This window comes from Haliscomenobacter sp., from assembly GCF_041740695.1.
Classification (GTDB): Bacteria; Bacteroidota; Bacteroidia; order Chitinophagales; family Saprospiraceae; genus Haliscomenobacter.
In genome coordinates this window covers 48,864-67,450 of sequence record NZ_JBGSLK010000113.1, presented here as the reverse complement: position 1 = coordinate 67,450, position 18,587 = coordinate 48,864, and the positions used below count along the sequence as shown (strand labels likewise).

13 protein-coding genes are annotated in these 18,587 nt (G+C 46.5%); 4 read left to right on the top strand and 9 right to left on the bottom strand.

Going from position 1 to position 18,587, the window contains the following annotated elements; genetic code table 11:
• Window positions 1–113: 113 nt before the first annotated feature.
• From ACEW9O_RS22655 to ACEW9O_RS22640, 4 genes are all read right to left on the bottom strand, one after another.
• Complete coding sequence (locus tag ACEW9O_RS22655; RefSeq protein ID WP_373552491.1) at window positions 114–2,702, bottom strand: TonB-dependent receptor domain-containing protein; 2,589 nt, start codon at window positions 2,700–2,702, stop codon at window positions 114–116.
• A 190-nt stretch (window positions 2,703–2,892) separates the two neighbouring features.
• Window positions 2,893–3,183: a TIGR03643 family protein gene (locus tag ACEW9O_RS22650; protein WP_373552490.1), complete on the bottom strand. Its 291-nt coding sequence runs from the start codon at window positions 3,181–3,183 to the stop codon at window positions 2,893–2,895.
• Between the two features lie 57 nt (window positions 3,184–3,240).
• Complete coding sequence (locus ACEW9O_RS22645) at window positions 3,241–4,821, bottom strand: glucoamylase family protein (protein WP_373552489.1); 1,581 nt, start codon at window positions 4,819–4,821, stop codon at window positions 3,241–3,243.
• Between the two features lie 193 nt (window positions 4,822–5,014).
• The gene (locus ACEW9O_RS22640; RefSeq protein WP_373552488.1) at window positions 5,015–7,441 is read right to left on the bottom strand and encodes a T9SS type A sorting domain-containing protein; all 2,427 of its coding nucleotides are present in this window, start codon (window positions 7,439–7,441) and stop codon (window positions 5,015–5,017) included.
• Between the two features lie 89 nt (window positions 7,442–7,530).
• Between ACEW9O_RS22640 and ACEW9O_RS22635 the strand changes: the two genes are divergently transcribed.
• A complete protein-coding gene (locus ACEW9O_RS22635) occupies window positions 7,531–9,183 on the top strand; it encodes an Ig-like domain-containing protein (protein ID WP_373552487.1) in 1,653 nt (550 codons plus the stop codon).
• A 204-nt stretch (window positions 9,184–9,387) separates the two neighbouring features.
• Window positions 9,388–13,932 (top strand): M43 family zinc metalloprotease, encoded by a 4,545-nt coding sequence (locus ACEW9O_RS22630; protein WP_373552486.1) that lies wholly within the window; start codon window positions 9,388–9,390, stop codon window positions 13,930–13,932.
• A 62-nt stretch (window positions 13,933–13,994) separates the two neighbouring features.
• Here the strand turns inward: ACEW9O_RS22630 and ACEW9O_RS22625 are convergent, their stop codons facing one another.
• The 4 genes from ACEW9O_RS22625 to ACEW9O_RS22610 form a co-directional block, all read right to left on the bottom strand.
• Window positions 13,995–14,411, bottom strand: a complete 417-nt coding sequence (locus tag ACEW9O_RS22625) for an OsmC family protein (protein ID WP_373552485.1) — start codon at window positions 14,409–14,411, stop codon at window positions 13,995–13,997.
• Window positions 14,412–14,496: 85 nt separating this feature from the next.
• Window positions 14,497–15,225 carry a TetR/AcrR family transcriptional regulator gene (locus ACEW9O_RS22620; protein ID WP_373552484.1) on the bottom strand — a complete coding sequence of 243 codons (729 nt, stop codon included), beginning with the start codon at window positions 15,223–15,225 and terminating at the stop codon, window positions 14,497–14,499.
• A gap of 297 nt (window positions 15,226–15,522) precedes the next feature.
• On the bottom strand, window positions 15,523–16,119 hold the full coding sequence (locus tag ACEW9O_RS22615) for a 50S ribosomal protein L25 (protein ID WP_373552483.1): 597 nt from the start codon (window positions 16,117–16,119) through the stop codon (window positions 15,523–15,525).
• Between the two features lie 264 nt (window positions 16,120–16,383).
• Entirely contained in the window at window positions 16,384–17,313 is a 930-nt protein-coding gene (locus ACEW9O_RS22610) for a ribose-phosphate pyrophosphokinase (protein ID WP_373552482.1), read from the bottom strand.
• A 196-nt stretch (window positions 17,314–17,509) separates the two neighbouring features.
• On the opposite strand from ACEW9O_RS22610, the gene mce reads away from it, so the two are divergent.
• Window positions 17,510–17,914, top strand: coding sequence for a methylmalonyl-CoA epimerase (mce, locus tag ACEW9O_RS22605; protein ID WP_373552481.1), 405 nt, complete (start codon window positions 17,510–17,512; stop codon window positions 17,912–17,914).
• Here the strand turns inward: mce and ACEW9O_RS22600 are convergent.
• On the bottom strand, window positions 17,904–18,128 hold the full coding sequence (locus ACEW9O_RS22600; RefSeq protein ID WP_373552480.1) for a hypothetical protein: 225 nt from the start codon (window positions 18,126–18,128) through the stop codon (window positions 17,904–17,906). The genes mce and ACEW9O_RS22600 overlap by 11 nt on opposite strands.
• A gap of 151 nt (window positions 18,129–18,279) precedes the next feature.
• Here ACEW9O_RS22600 and ACEW9O_RS22595 point away from each other — a divergent pair, with 151 nt between their 5' ends.
• Window positions 18,280–18,552 (top strand): HU family DNA-binding protein, encoded by a 273-nt coding sequence (locus ACEW9O_RS22595; RefSeq protein ID WP_373552479.1) that lies wholly within the window; start codon window positions 18,280–18,282, stop codon window positions 18,550–18,552.
• Window positions 18,553–18,587 lie beyond the last annotated feature (35 nt).

The window sequence follows — 18,587 nt, the reverse complement described above, 5'->3', positions numbered from 1 at the left end:
ATCATTAACAGCTTACATCGAAATACTGGAGATTTTCCATATCTGTAGATTTAGGTGAGGGAGAGCGCAGCACTCTCCCCTCCTAAATTAACAATCATATTTAACCAAAACTATCATTTCTGCCGATTGTTGCGGCCACCGCCACCTTGCTGCATTCCGCCGCCATTGTTGCCACCGTTGTTGTCGTCGCCTGCTTTTAGGTCGTCGTTTTCAACTGATTTGGCTTTTTTACGTGGTGCATCGAAACTCATTTTGCCAATGCGATAGTTGAAGTTCACCTTGAATCCCCGGTTCAATCTTTGGGTATCCATCAATTGAGTAAAGGTTGGAGAACTCAATTCTGTTTGCATGCGAATCCCTTTGGTCAGGAAGTTTTCTGCACCAAAGCCGATGCTTCCTTTTTTGTTCTTGAAGTCCTTGCGAATGCCAAGTGAATACATCCCAAAGCCAGCCTGACGTCCTTGCAATTGCACCTGAGAACCCCGCATGAAGCTGAACCCTTGGATACCCCAACCTTTAGGCAGGGTAACCTGAGTCATCAAACGGCCGTTGATGTTGACACCTTCGTTGGTAACCACTTCAGACAAGCCATTCAAGCCTGTAGTGCGGCCTTCCATAAAGGCATATACAATATCGATGCCCCCGTTGATGGTCCACTTTGGGGTGATTTGGAAGTTGCCAAACAAGTTGGTTCCCCAAGCTCTTTGTACCCCTACGTTTTCAAAAGTAGTAATTACAGCACCCGAAGTATCAAATGGTTTGCGGATTTGTGAGATGGCATTGTCGGTAATGCGGCGAAAAACTGACATGTTCAAGTAGGTCTTTTTGATGTTTCCACTCACGCCTACTTCAAAATTATCGGTCAATTCTGGGCTCAAGCCAGGGTTACCTACGGAGATGTTCTGTGGGTTGGCGTTATTGAAGTTGGGGTTCAATTGTTGCAAACCTGGTCTTTGAATCCGGCGGTTGTAACCCGCTTTGACGATGAAGCCACCCTTGATGTTTTTAGACACGTTCAAGCTAGGTACGAAGTTGCCGTAAGCTGGCAAATCGATGTTGCCATTTTCAACCGTTTGAGCGTTGATGTCAGTATACTCATAACGGCCACCCAATTTGAAGGTATACTTGTTTTTGGTTTGTAAGGTATAAGCCAGGTAACCAGCTGCTACATTTTGCTGATAATCCAGTGCACCAGCTGGACGGTTTGGGTCTATAGTATATACGCCAGAACTGCCTTGTGCCAGGAAGTAGCTGTAATCACTATCTACATCCCGCAAGATGGTTTTGCCACCAAATTCCACCAATTGGCGTTCGCCAATGGGTGTTTGGTAATCGGTTTGGAAGGTCATTTCCTGATTCAGGTTGCCGTTCAGGTTGCGGGTACTGCTAAGCAGGTTGATTTCATCAGCAGCGAAAATGTCTGAATCGAAATTGTTGGTCAGGTCGTTGCGGCTGTACTGAGCAGACATACTCCATTCGCGTCGAGGCTTGAAGGTATGCAGGTAATCGATGTTAAAATCAATGGAACCCGAGTTGTTTTTGCTGTCCACTTTGCGGAACGAGCTGGATTGCAACAGTTGATCTCTGAACGAAGAAATAGCAATGTCCTGCTCATTGTTGAAGTTGCGGGCACCCAAGCGAGCGCTCGCAGAAAGGGATTGTGTTTTAGAAATGTCGTAATCCCAGGACAAGCTATAGTTTCCAAAACCACCCCGGTCAAAAGACTCGGTATTTTGCAGCGTGCGACTGCTGAAGCTGGGGTTAATGGTGGTTTGTTCCAAAGTGGTGAGGGCCGGATTGTAAAACAAACGACCGTGCCCTCCCAGATTAAAGCCCATTTTACCTTTTCTATAGCTGCCGTTCAAACCTAAATTGGAACCACGGTTGCCGGTACCAATGTCTACATTCAGGGTCAAACCTTGCAGCGTATTTTTCTTTGTGACGATGTTGATGATCCCGCCTGAACCTTCTGCATCATAACGTGCAGATGGAGAAGTGATGACTTCTACCGTTTTGATCATGTCGGCAGGAATTTGTTTGAGGGCGTCTGCAACACTAGCTGCCATAATGGTAGATGGCTTGTTGTTGATCAGTACCCGTACATTGGAGCTTCCACGGAGAGAAACATTCCCATCCAGGTCTACGGAAAGCATTGGTACTTTGCGCAATACCTCGGATGCATCACCACCTTTGGAGGTGAGATCTTTTTCAGCGTTGTAAACGGTACGGTCTACCTTTTCTTCAATCAAGGCGGTAGTTCCGATAATTTCTACTTCTTTCAAAGTGCTGATACTTTGAGCAAAACTGATATTACCCAAGTTTTTGGTATCATTTTTAGTCAAGCGCAAATCGGTAAGTGATTTGTCGCGGTAACCAATAAAGGAAATTACCAAACGATAATCACCTGTGGCGATACCATTGATTTCAAATTTTCCTTTGTCATCGGAGGTTGTACCATCAACAGGTGTAGCTGAATTCTTAAGGTACAAAGCAACCGTAGCAAATTCTACGGGTTGTTTGCTTAAAGAATCAATTACTACACCGAGGATTTTGTTGTTGCCTTTGGGCGCAGTGTTGAGCGCAGGTGCATCGTTGTCAGGCATTGGAGGGCGGTTGCCGCTAGGAGGTGTTTGTTGGCCGGTGGCCGTCACTGCCCAAATTAGAGCTACGAACAGTGGTAAAAATGTGCTTATATTTTTCATTTTGTGCCGGTTTGCAATCCGTTTTTTTGATTGCTTGATTTCATGACACAAAGTAACGGCGAAAAAAACTGTCGTGTATAAGCATTCGATGATTCGGCTACTTCTTTCGGCAGGTCGGAGAGATGATCGACAAAAAGGCTTATATTAAATGTGAAATAGTATTTTCATCCCACAACTCGGCACAATTCGACTACCGTTTGCTCATTCGATTGCCTGAAATGATGCGCTGTTGTTTGGATTTGAAGCGCAAAACGTCTTCTTCCCGCTTGGCAGCGTGCTTGGTGGACCGTCCTTGTACCCGCGCCCGCCATTTTTTCCAATTGTTTGGGTGCATTTCAAACTTCATCAGCTCGATGACTTCCTTTTCACTCAAACCAAATTGAATGGTGATGGCATCGAAAGGAGTACGGTCTTCCCAGGCCATTTCGATGATCCGGTCAATATCGGCACTTTGCAATTGGTATTTGTCAATGATTTTCATACCTTGAATTCAGTCTAGTGATAGAGCAGTGTTAAAACTTTCTGGCTTCAAGAAGGTTTACCTCAATCCCAAATTGAGCTTAATTTCTTTACTCCCTTGAGTCAAAAGCACGGTGTAATCCCCGTAATCTGACGAGAATCGCAATTGTTGCGGGCCAGGCGTGAATGCCTTTTTATCCGCTAACACCTGCGTCTGCCCAGTTTTGTTGTGGGTCAGGCTCACACTCACTGCTTCAGTGCCTGCCGTGTAAAAATCCAAGATGTATTTCCCTTCATCGGCGTGTTTCATGATGTGCACCATGCCAGATCGCACTTCTGGAGTGTAGATGTAGAAGCCTGTGGGGTAATCCGGCCGTTTGATGCCCATTTTGGGCAGTGCGGTTTGGATTTCCTGAATTTTTGCCCCCATTTTCCAAATCAAGCCTGAGCGGTAATTTTCAATCATGATCACAATCGGGCCCTGATCAATGGCCAGGTATTGGTTGGAATACCAGTTTTCCTTGGCGTTGTAGGCATCATAAAAGCCCAGGTCGCCAAAAAGTCGGTTGCCCTGTTGGCGATACAAATAAATCATGGCCTGATAAGAATAATAAGGTGTGTAGGGAAAAGAAGAGAGCGCTGCCGAGGGCGTGATGGTGCCATTGTCTTCGGTAGGTTGGTGCGCACCATAAAATTCGTGGTTGTCGCTGGCCGTCAAACCCCAGTTGCGCTCGGAATAACCATACGCTTTCGGGGCCCTTTCGATACAATGTGCGCGGTTGATCATGGTTTGGTTCAGGTTGAGCGTCCAATAATTGGTATGTTCATCCTCCATCCAACGCGGATCCAGACTCAGGTAGGAATAATGTGCAAAAAATAGCGGGCCGCCCCAGTCAAATCCCAGTGGCAATGTATAGCCCAAATATTCTTTACCATTGATAAAATGGCTGGCTTCCTTTTTTTTCCAAGTATCGTCGTACACCTGACGAGTAATCGGGTGGGTAGGGGAGGCCATGGCCAGAATGTAGGTGATGAAACACTCGTTGTAGCCACCAATCGGGTGGTTCATTTTCCAGCCATGATTGGCGCTCCAATGCCAGTGTAAGAGGCCGTTATGGGCGTACCAATCCCATTCCACACTTTTCCACAGGCTATTGATGCGGTTGCGCAACTCGATTTCGGCCTTGGAGTTTTGATCAAAATAGGAGCGTGCCACCAGCAAGCCATTGACCAAATAGGCCGTTTCGACCAAATCGCCCCCATCGTCGTAGCGGCTAAAAGGAACCGCTTTGCCCGTGTTTCCATCGAGCCAGTGCGACCAGGCCCCATGAAACCGCTCTGCTTTTTCCAAAAAGCGGGTGATTTTTAACATGCGCTCTACCGCCTGGTTGCGGCTGATCCAGCCCCGGTAAGTACCCACTACAATGGCCATGATGCCAAAGCCGCTGCCCCCGCTGGTCACCACATTCGGAGTGGCGTTGCGCTCGGCAGCCAGGCCGGAAACCGGGTGGGCAAAATCCCAGAAGTACTTAAAAGTTTGGCGTTGAACGGTGCCGATGTACTCACTGGCTTCGGTGGGTGGAAGTTGGGGTGCCTGGGCCTGGCCCAGGGCAAAATGTACCACGCAGCAAAACAGCAGCGTGCTGATGCAGGTTCTCATGTCGTGCGAAATTTATGGGCGATAAAAAACAAGTGTTCATTTTGCCAAATGATTAGATAAGTAAACGATCCATTTCAAGTGCCTTATTTAATCCTTTGGTTCAAGAAAAATGAATACTTGTTTTTGCCCCACTACTTATGGAGGCTAAAGTAGGTTTTTTGGGATAAAAAATGGATTAAAGTTTTTTACCTGTTTATTCTGCCTTGATGAACTTCAAAACAGCCCAGGCACTTTCGTCGATTTTTTGTAAACGCAACAAATACAAGCCATTGCTGAGCCTTTCTGTGTTGAATTCATTTTCGGCATTCAACCATTTTTTTTCAACCTGAATCACTTTCCCGGTACTGTTGATCCAAGTCAAGTGGTAATGACCCGTCAAATCACTGGGGAGTTTTAAATGCAGCTCGCTGCTGCTGGGATTAGGATAATACTGGATTTGTTGAGAAAAATCGAGCTGCCGAATGGCCGTGCTGACTTGTACGGTATGACAGCCGGAAGTATACACACAAGTATCGGTATACAAACGAACGGCATAACGGCCATTGCTTTCAGGCAGAAAGAAAGGGCTCGACAGTGGCGAAACCACTTTTTGCGTCGCACAATCCAGCCATTCATAACGCCGAATGTTGCTGGCAATGGCGGCGCTCAATAGTAGGCCGCCTTGTTTTACCGTCGTATCGATGGGTTCCAGGTTCAACTGTAGGGTGACTACGGAATCACAGCCTGCCTGGGTACGGAATGTTTCGGTATAACTCCCAGTACGAGTCAATATTTGTTTGCCAAAACGTATAACTCTGCCTTCACAAGCTTGCTGGCTCACCTGAAGTTGAAAGCGGGGATGGCTGGTGACCTGGATGTACAGGGTAGAATCACAGGAATTGCGGTCGCGTAAGGCGATGGGGTACATACCCGTTTGGTGAAACTTCAAACGCCCCAGCCGAAAGGTATCACCCGCACATAGGGAAACTGGAAAGGTATCGCGTTGGATGGGATAATGTACAATTTTGACCACTAAAATCGAATCACAACCATTGCGGGTATTGAAACGAATGGGGTAAGCGCCCTCTTTGTATAGTTTGAGTTGCCCAAAGCGGAAGGTATCGCCCACACAGATCGCGGTGCGCATGGTATCCCGATAGCTTGGCAATACGTTGAGTTGCAACTGGATGGTTGAATCACAACCCAGAGCACTTTTGAGGCGATTGGTGTACGATCCGGCTTTGGTATAGAGTGTAGAGCCAATTTGATAACTACTGCCCTGGCAAATGTTTGCTTGAACGTTTTGCTGAAAAACGGGATTTACTTTAAGGTGCAGTTCAAATACGACGGGACAATCCCCCGGACTACGCAAGGTATCTACATAAACACCCGGATTGCGCAAACTTCTATTGTCAAAGGCATAACTCTGCCCCTGGCAAATTGCGGCATTGATGACCTTACTTTCAAAAGATGCCATTTCGAGATCCAAAAGTACGATCGAATCACAACCCGTAATGCGAGAACTCAAGGTATCAAAATAGATGCCTGGTTGACCCAATCTACGTGCTCCAAAAAGATAAGTATCCCCATTGCAAATTACCTCAGACAGAATGGTGCGAACTCGAAAAAGTACCTTCAAGTTTAAATTGATGATGGAATCACAACCCTCATTGGTTTTTAAGCCAATCAAATAGGTGCCAGCGCGGGAAATTTTTTCCAGACCAATTTTTAAGGTGTCCCCTTCACATATTTCTCGCTGGAGATTAATCTCCTGACGAGGCAGGATGCTTAAATCCAGGAGTACCGTAGAATCGCAACGCCGTTGATTGGGCGGAAAAGTATAACGAAAAAGCCCTGTAGTATTTATTCGTAAAGGCCCCAATTGACGGGTTTGGCCCGGGCAAATTCGTTCTTTCACCTGGGTCAAAAAAGTATCACGTACTTGCAATTTTAATTCAATCAGCGAATCACAACGCAAGTCGGTAGGGCCGTAATTGTAAAAATACGCACCACTAGTGCCAGCGATAAAACTGTTGTTCCCGACTTTTACTTTTTCCCCTTTACAAACTATAGTATCTAGCTGAGTCCGAAAGGTATCCAACATTTGGATGTCGTATTGCACCACCGAGTCGCAGCCATTTCTGGAGCTATAACGGAGCGTAGCCAGGGTAGGGTAGTAGTATTGCTCGGTGCCCAACCGCATGGTATCACCCATACACAGGGGCACACTCAGCCGCTGGGTGTAGATGGGTAAAATGTACAAATGGAGTTTTACCAGTGAATCACAGCGCCGTTTATTGGCTGGGAAAACAATAGTGTAAGTGCCTGCTCCCGAAAATTGCTGGGCGCCAATTACAACTTGTTCGCCTTGACAAAGCGTATCAAAACGTTCGGTCAGGTAGCGGGCGCGCATCAATAAATTGATGATGACCACGGTATCTTGAGTGGGTTTGATGGGGGGCTTTCTGTAACGGTACTTTCCAGTTTGGGTATATATTCGGCCAAAAAGTTTTAAAGTATCGCCCTGGCATAAGGTATCGTAGCGCTGCACAAAAACGGTATCCGCAAGAGCATTGGCCGTTTTGGCAAACCCCACAGTAACAAACCCTAAAAAAAATGTTAGTAGTAATAATCGGTTCATGGGTTCTTAGTTTGCAAGAGCGAAGTTAAATAAAAACGAAAGTTTTAGCTACTTACTTAGTATTTTCGCGGCAAATAAACGCTGAGCGAATGATGGTACGACTAATCCGCATTTTGGGCATTCTTTGGGTCGTTTTGTACAGTTGTGCAACCCCTCAGCCCCCGCTTGGTGGGCCCAGAGATGAAACCCCACCCCGAATCGATACGACCCGCAGCACGCCCAACTATCAGGTGAATTTTAAAAAACAGCCCATCGAAATAGTTTTTAACGAGTGGATTCAACAGCCGCAGGATGTGGCCAAACAGGTAGTGGTTTCCCCACCCATTCGCTACATGGGAACCTTGTTGAAATTGAAAGGAAAAGTTCTGGTCATCGAATTTGACGATCGGGAAGAACTGCAGGAAAATGTAACCTATACCATCAACCTGGGTGAAGCCATCAAAGACCTTACGGAAGGCAATGCGGCCAAAGATTTGCGCTTCGTGTTTTCGACCGGCCCGATTCTGGATTCCCTCGGGATGCAGGGGGAGGTACGCGATTTCATCACCCAAAAGCCGCTGGAGAACATCCTGGTGATGGTGTACAGCAAACTCAACGATTCGATTGTCAAAAAAGAGCGCCCGCTGTATTTTGGCAAAACCAATAAAGAAGGCAGGTTCAGCATCAAAAACATGCGCGAGGGCGAGTTCAAAGTATTTGCCCTCGAAGACGCCAACCAACCTTTCTTGTATGATGCAGCTACTGAAAAAATCGCTTTTGCGGACTCCCTGGTTCGTACTGGTATAGATACCAACTCCCAGCTTAGCTTGCGGATTTTTACAGAGACACCTACTTTACGTCTGCTCAATACGGATGCCAAACGGTATGGCCTGGTCAATTTGCAATTCAATCAACCTCCCAAAGATGTGCAAATTGCGGCAGTAACGCCTGGTTTTCAATTGCGTACCGAGATTGTACGCGATACCCTCAAGGTCTGGTACGCCGGGACAAGTACTGCAGCCAACTGGTCGCTGGATGTGCGCAGAGACAGCACCTTCAAAGACACCCTACGCATCAAAACCTTTGCCCCCGAGACTTACCTCCGCACCGCAAAACTAACCTTGCAAAATGCCGACCTGAAAGAATTTCAGCGATTGAATCCCGAAAAGCCGCTGATCCTTACTTTTAATCACCCATTGAGTAGTTTCGACATCAGTAAATTGGTGGTGGTGGAGGACAGTTTGCGGCAGATCAGCCCCTCGATGATCGAGATTGACAGCCTCAATTCCCGCAAGCTCATCTTGCAATACCGATGGGTCGAATCCAGCAAATACCAATTGCGCTTTGCGCCCGGAGCCGTAAGGGACATTTACGCTCTGGGCTTTCGAGATACGGTGCGTTACAATTTTCAGGCCATGCCGCGCAAAAACTACGGCAACATCGACCTCAAAGTTGAAAACCTGGACTCCACCCGCCACTACGTGATGGAGCTGGTGCTGGGTGAAAATACCGAACCCGCACAGCGCGAGTTGATTGATCTGAAAACCAATGCTCGATTTATTTACAAAGTCATGGAGCCCTCTACCTACAAAATTCGCCTATTCGAAGACCAAAACCGCAATGGGGAGTGGGATACGGGCAACTATTTTAAACACAGCCAACCAGAGCCGATCTACATCCGCGATCTGGAAGCCTTGCGCCCCAACTGGGACTTGGAAGCGACGGTGGATTGGGAAGAGCGGAAGAAATTGCCGAAGAATTGAGCGCCGATTCCTATCGCTAACTTGTCCAAGATTCCTTAAACAAACCAAATCATTTGTGTGAAAAAGGCAAATGATTTGGCTTGTTTTCGGTTAAAACAGTATATTTGCCTCCATTAATCAGCCACTGGAACAAGATCATCTTTGCATGCCATCTCAGGCCAAATGTATCGCCTGAAATCGGTATAATCTCATAAACCTGTAAAGATGAAAATGTTCTCCCTCTTCATAGCCAAACCATTCTGGTGGACCACCTTTTTCCTTTTTTTTCAACTTGTCCTGCGCGCACAGCAAGAAACGTATCCCTGTGCAGCTTCTGAAATGCAGCGCCTCCTTTTTGAAAAAGACCCCACGCTATTGCAACGCCAACTGGCGCTCGACCAAGTCATTCACCAACACATCCAACGGCAAAATACCCAAACCGACTTGCGTCATTCCGCCGTCTTTACCATCCCGGTAGTAGTGCACATCATCCATCAAAATGGCAACGAAAACATCAGCGACGCTCAGGTGCAAAGCGCCATTCAGCACCTTAATGATGCTTTTGCCCACCAGGGGTATTATGGGACTGCTGGCCAGGGTACCAATATTCCCATTCAGTTTTGCCTCGCTCAGCGTACGCCCAATAACCAGGCGACCAATGGCATTACCAGAGACGTTTCGAGCTTAACTACGATGGGCATGGAAACCGACGACGCTGCACTCAAAAACCTCAGCCGTTGGGATTCTCGCCAATACGTCAACATTTGGATAGTACGGGATATCAACAGCAAAGCGCACGGCTCAGGAGTGGCGGGTTACGCCTATTATGCTTCAGCACACGGCTCCTCATTCGATGGCATTGTGTGTGAGGCGCGTTATTTTGGCAATAGCCCCGCCAATGATGTGGTGCTGATTCATGAAGTAGGGCATTACCTCAATTTGTACCACACCTTTGAAGGGGGCTGTTCCAACAACAATTGTGAATTGGAAGGCGATCGGGTATGTGACACCCCTCCTGATCAAGCCAAACACACTGGATGCGTCTACAACTCCTGTAGCACCGATACCGATGATGCCCGGCCAGTCAACCCACTGAAAACAGACGCCAATGACTTGACCAACAACTACCTGGATTATTCCCCCTTTTCCTGCCAGCATGCCTTTACACCCGGGCAGTCGGCGCGTATGTTGGCGGCATTACAAACCGTGCGATCCAGCTTGTTGGATTCTCCAGGCTGTTTACCTCCCTGTACTCAGCCAATTGCTGCGGATTTCGTAGTGCCTCCAAACTTGATAGTTGGAACTCCGGTCACATTTACCTTTAGCGGTTCAGGGGCGACTCGTTTTGAATGGAAATTGAACGGTACGATTTTTTCTACCCAACAAAACCCTACCTATACCTTTACTCAAGCGGGGATTTATACCCTGGAATTGATTGCAGGGAACAATGACGCCAATTGTATAGGCCGGAAACAAACAAAAATCAATGTTCTCTGTAATGCTTCTGCCGATTTTAGCCCTAAACTCAGTCAAGTCCAATTTGGCGATCAGGTCACTTTTACCAGCACTGGTGCGGGCATCAACATGTACGAATGGACAATTAATGGTGCCATCGTTGGTAGCGGAAAAACCTATACCCACAGTTTTAATAGTTTTGGCGACTACCAACTTGAGTTGAACGTTATTAATCCCAATTGTAGTTCGACGGCGACACAAAGCATCGCTGTCCAGAGCCCTTGTGGGGATTTGGTGCAGGAGTATTCCTATGAGTACAGTTTGCCTCACTTGACTAGCCGGTTTAAGGCGGCCAAAAATGGTGATTTAATGGTTGGAGGCTGGGGACTATCTGAAGATTACAAGGCTGTGATGATGAAATGGAATGCCAAGGAAGAGCTAGAATGGATAAAAAAAGAGCGCAGTTCGGAGTGGAACCTCTGGGATGTTGCTCCACTTTCTGATGGGAATTGGGTGTACTTGAAAAAGCATAGAGACTCTACGAATTGGGTAGAATTGGTCAAAATCACCCCTCAAGGTGAACCGCTCTGGAATCGCCGATTTCGTTTGCAATCCGCTTTTACTTTTGAAAATCAACTCATCTCGCTTGAACAAACCAATGGCTTTTTATTGAACTCGTTCCATAGCCTAACCCAGTTCGACAATGCAGGTAACCTTGTTTGGAGCAAAACCTTGCCAGATGGCGTATTTCTTGGGGGGGCACAGCGAACTGATGGGATGGTTCTCATGCTTACGCAGGAGGTATCCGCCGAAGCGTCTTTGCTGCTCATGGATGACAAGGGCAATGTCGTCAAACAAAATACACTGAATGGTCTGACCTTGAATGCGGCTTTAGGGTCTGTTTATGCTTTGACGAATAATCTGTGTATGCTTCGAATCAATGATCAGAATATTGCCAGATTGATCCAAATCAATGCCAATTTGATTCCTGGCTGGGGTAAGGAAATCCCCAATTATCAACTCAATCAAGATTTAATTATTTCCAAAAACGAGGCTATTCTTTTGCCATTTTATGAAGCGAATAAAATTGATGCCTTGGTTTTTGACAAATATGGCGATTATTTGTGGAGCCTAAAGTTTCAAGGATTCCGACCAGGTTCCGGTGTCACTCATGGCGCTCCTTATTTGGATGGTTGGAAATTTTTTGTTCCCGATTTAAACTTTGAACTACCCGCTAAAAGTTTTTTGTTAAAAATGCCCAACACTCAATTGCCAGAGGAAACCTGTTTTTTTACCCCAGGGCCTCCACCAAGCTTTAAAGACATTAAACTTGGAATTTTGCCTGGAAAAGTTGTACTCAGCAACTTTTTGCTTAAGGAGATACCCTCTGCTCCGATCATTTATGAAAGCATTCAATCGGTACGCCGAACGGCATGCCGTGTTGCCAATCCCTGCCCCGAAATCTGTGACAACGACATCGATGACAACGATGATGGCCTGATCGATTGCGCCGATCCTACTTGTGAATGTGCGGAATGCCGCCAACTCCCCGATGGCATCATCAGTGCAGTGGACAGCATCGAATGCCTGGGCGACAGCCTCCGGGTTTACCTTAAAATTTGCAACCAGGGGCAAGGTGTGTTACGCGCCACTACCCCTATTGCTTTTTACAAAACGGATCCCACGACCAGCAATGCTATGCCCCTGACTGGGACTAAAACCATCGGAATCAATATTCCGGCAGATACCTGCATCTGGCAGCGTTTTGTGATCAAAGCACCGGGTAGCAACCCCATTTTTGTAGTCTTGAACGATGACTACCGCCGCCCACGTCCTTATACCCTGGAACGTTACCTGACCGAACGACATCCCGAATGCACTTACCTCAACAATAAATTTCAATTTACCTACGACTCCCCTCAAACGCCTCAACTCGATCTTGGCTCCGACCAATTGGTATGTGCCAACAGTGTAACCATCCTTCGGGCTACTCCAGGTTTTGCTCGCTACCGCTGGTTTGATGGCAGTACGGATAGTACTTTCACGGCTTTTTCGCCAGGGCTATATTGGATAGATGCCTGGGATGCCTGCGGAAATTTGTATAGGGATTCCATTCGGTTGACTTTGCAGCCACTGGGGGATGTAGAGCTAGGGGCTGATCGCAATATTTGTGCCGGAGATACCTTGCATCTTTCGGTTACCGGATTTACAAAGTTAAAGTGGTGGCCAGCGCAAGGTTTGAATTGTGATACTTGTAAGAGCATCATTGCCAAACCCGATACCACTACCCGCTATTATGTGACGGCGCGGCGCGGCAATTGTTTTGCCGGGGATTCAGTGTTGATTACTATAAATGCTGGGCCAAAAATTGAGATTGAACTTCCTGATACGCTTACCTGTGCTCAAAGTCAGATTCAACTAAGCGTTAATCCAGCAGTCCCTCAAACAAAAATTCAGTGGTACGACTCTTCTGGCCGGGCGCTCAATGGAATACATCCTTCCATTGGTACAGCAGGGTGGTATAGCTTAGTGGCTACGGATAGCAGCGGTTTGTGTACTACGCGGGATTCAGTACAGGTGATACAAAATACAAGCTCGCCCAGCATAGATTTGGGCCCAGATCTAACGCTTTGCAGCGATTCCAGCTTGCAACTTTTGGGGCCATTGTTGCCTGGGTTGAAGTATCAGTGGAGTACTGGAGCAATTTCTCCTTCGATTTCTGTTGCTCAAAGTGGAGTTTATGTACTGGAAATCAGCAACATAGCCGGATGTATTGCCCGAGATACCCTAAGCGTAACTTTTGGCCCCGAGTTTACTTTCGATTTAGGTACAGATACGACCATATGTTCAGGCGAAATGCTCCGCTTGCCCTTACGAGGCATTGATGCCGATGTTTACCGCTGGTCCACCGGCGAGCAAGGCGCTTCAATCGAAGTGACTGGAGCGGGTTTTTACGTCCTGGAAGGTACCAGTGGCAATTGCAGTTGGCGGGATTCAATCAAAATTATGCTGGAAGATTGTAGTCAATTTGCAGTTTACGTCCCCAACGTTATGTCGACCAGCAGCACAGTGAATGCGCAGTTTCATCCTTTCTTTTCAACTCAAACCGAACTGGTCACCTATCAATTCGACATTTACAATCGTTGGGGTGAAATGGTGTTTCGAAGCCTGGATGCCCAACAAAGTTGGGATGGAAGCAAAAATGGCCAATGGTGCAATCAAGGCGTCTACGTGTGGACTCTGCGGGTGCGTTATCGAGAGGATGGGCAGGAAAAAGAGGCATTTAAGGTGGGCGAGGTGCTGTTGCTTCGTTAATAGACAAAACTGGCGTTGAGGGCAATTTGCCGACTCAACGCAAGTTTTGATGACGAGAACTATTATAACAAAGTAGTTGTCAAAGTGATTTCAGCATTCAACAACTTGGATACCGGGCAATTCGCCTTGGCATCAGCAGTGAATTCTTCCAATTGAGCCAGACTTACTCCCGCAACTTTCACTGAAGTTTCCAGCTGCACCGTGGTGATGGCACCAGCTTCAAGGATGACGGTAGCTTTGGTGTCGATGCTATCGGCAGTAAAGCCAGCAGCTTGGAGTACAAACGCCAATTTCATAGAAAAACAACCGGCATGTGCTGCGCCGATGAGCTCTTCAGGGTTGGTACCAATACCGTCTTCAAAACGGGTATTGTAGCTGTACTGGGTATCGTGCAGTACGGTACTTTGGGTGGCCATGGTGCCAATGCCGGTTTTGCCGGAGCCTTCCCAATGGGCAGTAGCTGATCTTTTGATTTGCATGATGGTACGGGAATTTTATGGTTGTATCGAAGAATCAGAATGATTCATTCAAGGGTAAAGATAAATGTTTCTCAAAAAAGTTGATTTAAAGTGTATTTGACTGGCCATTTTCTGTTTGTTTAGCAAATTGATCACTTTTAAGCAAGCCAAAGGCAAAATCAATCAATAATCTCTGCACCTGTTCTTCGCTGTTTCCTGATTTAAAAGAGATGTCGGTCAAAGAGGGCAGGTGTTCTGAAAAATAGACGTGGCTTTTGGCCATTTCCAATAGGGTACTTGACAAGGCCCTGGGATAGGGAAATTGAGGGTTGATCTCCTCTATGATGGCTTGTATGGTTCTGCACAAGGCTTTGTAAGTAAGGAACAAACCTTGTCGGTTCTCTTCATCGACCTGCTTAGTGTAATACCCTTTGGCCGATTCGGCGATGACGATGCGGTGAAGCACAGCTTCATTGACGTGGTCGGTGTTGGGGTCATCGCGGTGGGCGGCTTCTACCAAGGTTTCCAGGGCAATTTTCAATCTACGGGCTGGGTCCTCAATGTTGAGAATTTTGAGGTCAATGCAATACTTTACCCATTCCCAATACCAGCTCAGCAAAAAAAGCAAGAGGCGGTGTTTGTTTTCAAAATAGCGATAAATCGAGGCTTCGGTAGACTCAATTCGTTCGGCTAGTTTTTTGAAGGTAAAGTCTTCGAAGCCCATTGCGTCGATCATCATGATACTGTGTTGGATGATGTTTCTCCCCAACTTGGTTTCTTGAGGATCCCGCAAATAGAGCTTCTCGTTTAATTTCATTTTAATTGCAACAGCCATATACCACTTTTTCCAAAAAGACTTTAGTTATTGTTCACATTGCTTCGAGAAGGGGGCGATAAAAAAATAAGTGCTCATTTTGCCAAAGGATTAGATAAGTAAACGATTCATTTTAAGTGTCTTATCTAATCCTTTGGCTCAGGAAAAATGAGCACTTATTTTTGCCCCACTACTAGGAAACAAAAATACATCTCTTTTCTTAACGCCCGAGCAACTTTTTCGTTCTTGGAGAAATAAAAAAAGGGTTGTTCAACTTGATAAAAGTCGAACAACCCCCTGAAAAAGAAGGATTCCTTCTTATTTCTTCTTCTTAGGATCTTTTGCTTCAGCGGCAGCAGCAGAACGCAATGCACGTGGAATTTCGATGGTAACCACCGGAATGCTTGGTGAGTTCAACAGCTCGATTCCTTCAGGAACCTGGATGTCGCGAACCCGCAAAGATTGGCCCAGATCCAAAGGAGAAATGTCGATAAAAAGCTCAGTAACCATTTCCTCTGGCAAGGTTTTTACCTTTACCCGACGTAGTTTTTGCTGCAATTTACCCCCCAGCTTTACCCCAGGAGAAACGCCTTTGGTCCGCACTGGCACTTCCAGTTTTACTTTTTGACCATCAATCAGACTCAGGAAGTCGATGTGGGTCAAATTGCTGGTCAGTGGGTGCAATTGGTAATCTTTTACGATACAACGGTAAGTTGCACCGTCAACAGTCAGATTTGCAACGCGGAAATCTGGTGTATAGATGAGGTTTTTGACGTCGTTCAGTGTAACTGAAAAATGAACTACGTCCTGCCCTCCGTACAATACACACGGGATTCGGCCATCGTTCCGCAAATCTTTGGATGGCTTTTTGCCCAGGCCAGATCTAGACTGACCAGTGATAGCAATTGTTTCCATGATTTGAGACAAATGTATGGTTAATAATACGTTAGATACCCAAGCCTTCGCTTAGGGCACGCAAAGATAAAAACTTTCTGATTTTTTTATCCCACACCCCGAATAAATAACGCCAATCCACAAGAATGAGTGTGGGTGTGAAAGTGTGATCGTGTGGGTGTGTTGTCCGTTGCCCCTAGGAATCTTGCATAAGCTCAGCCAACCCACGGATTTATCCGTGGGAGGCCACCCAACCGCCTCAACCCATGACTTTAGTCGTGGGAGTTAGTCTACGAAGAGGGCAGATATCGACCGATGCTCATGCGTATTCCGAATCGCCCGCGCAAACAACTTCGCAGTCGACAAGACTTTAATCTTAGGTGAACTTTGCTTTAACGGAATCGTATCACACACAATCAACTCAGTCAGCGCAGAATTTTCTACATTTTCGTACGCCTTGCCAGAAAGTATCGGGTGGGTACAAATGGCGCGCACACTAGTCGCTCCTTTTTCCATGATGATATCCGCAGCCCGGCAGAGTGTACCAGCTGTATCCACCATATCATCCACCAAAATGACATCGCGGCCTTCCACATTTCCAATCACGGTCATCCCGGCAATTTGGTTGGCTTTTTCGCGGTATTTGTCACAAATCACTAGTTCGGTGCGAAAATGTTTGGAGTAAGAACGGGCTCTTTTGACCCCACCCACATCCGGCGAAGCAAAAATGATATTGTCCATCGCCTGTTCTTGCAGGTAAGGAATATAGATGGCTTCACTTTTGAGGTGATCCACAGGGATGTCGAAAAAGCCCTGGATTTGATCAGCGTGGAAATCCATGGTCATGATCCGATTGGCACCCGCTGCTTCCAATAAGTTGGCAATCAATTTGGCTGAAATGGGCACCCGTGGCTGATCCTTGCGGTCTTGTCGGGCGTAACCAAAATAGGGAATCACCGCGGTGACGTAACCCGCTGAAGCCCGCTTGGCTGCATCTATCAGCAGCAACAATTCCATGAGGTTTTCAGCAGGGGGGAAAGTAGATTGGATAAAAAAGACGTAAGCGCCCCGTACCGATTCATTGATGACCGGCTGCATTTCGCCATCGCTGAAGCGGTTCATTTTTACATCGCAGAGCGGGTTCCCGTAATAATCGGCAATTTTTTCAGCCAAATAACTGGAATTGGTTCCTGAAAGAATTTTGACTTCAACCATTGTATGTTTATTGCCCCTGACCCGTGAAGATTCTTTTCTTCCGGGAACAGTTTTTTTGATCAGCTTTAAAAATTTACTGCAAAGGTAAGTGCATTTTGGAAGAGTTGAAAAGTTTAGTGTTGAAGAGTTGAAAAGTTTACGCCGCAAAATAAAAAGCCTATCTTGTATTGGCTCTGAACTTTTCAACTTGTTTCACATGATTTTGCGCCTCGAACACATCGGCATTGCCGTAAAAAACCTGGAAGACAGCAATGCTCATTTTGAAAAACTCCTGGGTATTGCACCTTATAAAGAGGAAGAAGTAGCTTCGGAGTATGTCAAAACCTCTTTTTTGCAAACTGGTGAGGCAAAAATCGAATTGCTGGAGGCTACCCACCCGGATAGTGCCATCGCCAAATACCTGGAAAAAAAGCCCGAGGGCTTGCACCACATCGCTTTTGAGGTCGACGACATTTACGCCGAAATGGAACGCCTGCGCAAAGAGGGTTTTCAACTCCTCAATGCGGAACCCAAGCGCGGTGCCGACAATAAGCTGGTGTGCTTTGTCCATCCCAAGTCAGCCAACGGCGTGCTCCTGGAACTTTGCCAAACTATCGTTTGAACCCTTTGGGGAAAAGACCACTACTCTTAGAGCGTTTGGCTTTGGGCATTTCTTTACCTCCAGCCAGGCGGGAACTGACGGTGTCTACGGCCGGGCAACCCGATTTTCGGCTGCAACTAAAGCTGCTGGCACTGCCCACCACACAGAAAATACAGAGCAAGAGCAAGGCCAAATTGGACGGCAAGGCAAAAGTTTTTCTAAATTTAGGTAACATAACAACTGTTTTTTTGCGTTTATGAGGGTATAACGCTCGAAAGCCCTTGTGAAATCTAGGTTTTTCGGGTTTTTTACCAAAAATAACTTGGTTTTAAAAATGAGAGCCCCTAAATTTGACACCAATTAATTTTTAATCAAAACCCTTTGAGATGAATAAAGGAGATCTGATTAACAAAATTGCTGAAGGCGCGAAGATTACCAAAGCCCAAGCAACTGACGCGCTGAATGCCGTTTTGGACAGTATTGCTGCCGAATTGAAAGGCGACGGAAAAGTAACCCTAATCGGTTTCGGTACTTTTTCTGTTTCCAAACGTGACGCTCGCTCTGGCCGCAACCCACAAACTGGTGAAACCATCACAATTGATGCCAAAAAAGTGGTAAAATTCAAGCCTGGCAAAGAACTTTCTGACTCAGTTAATTAACCGAGCGGACTATTCTACGTTAACATTATTGCTTG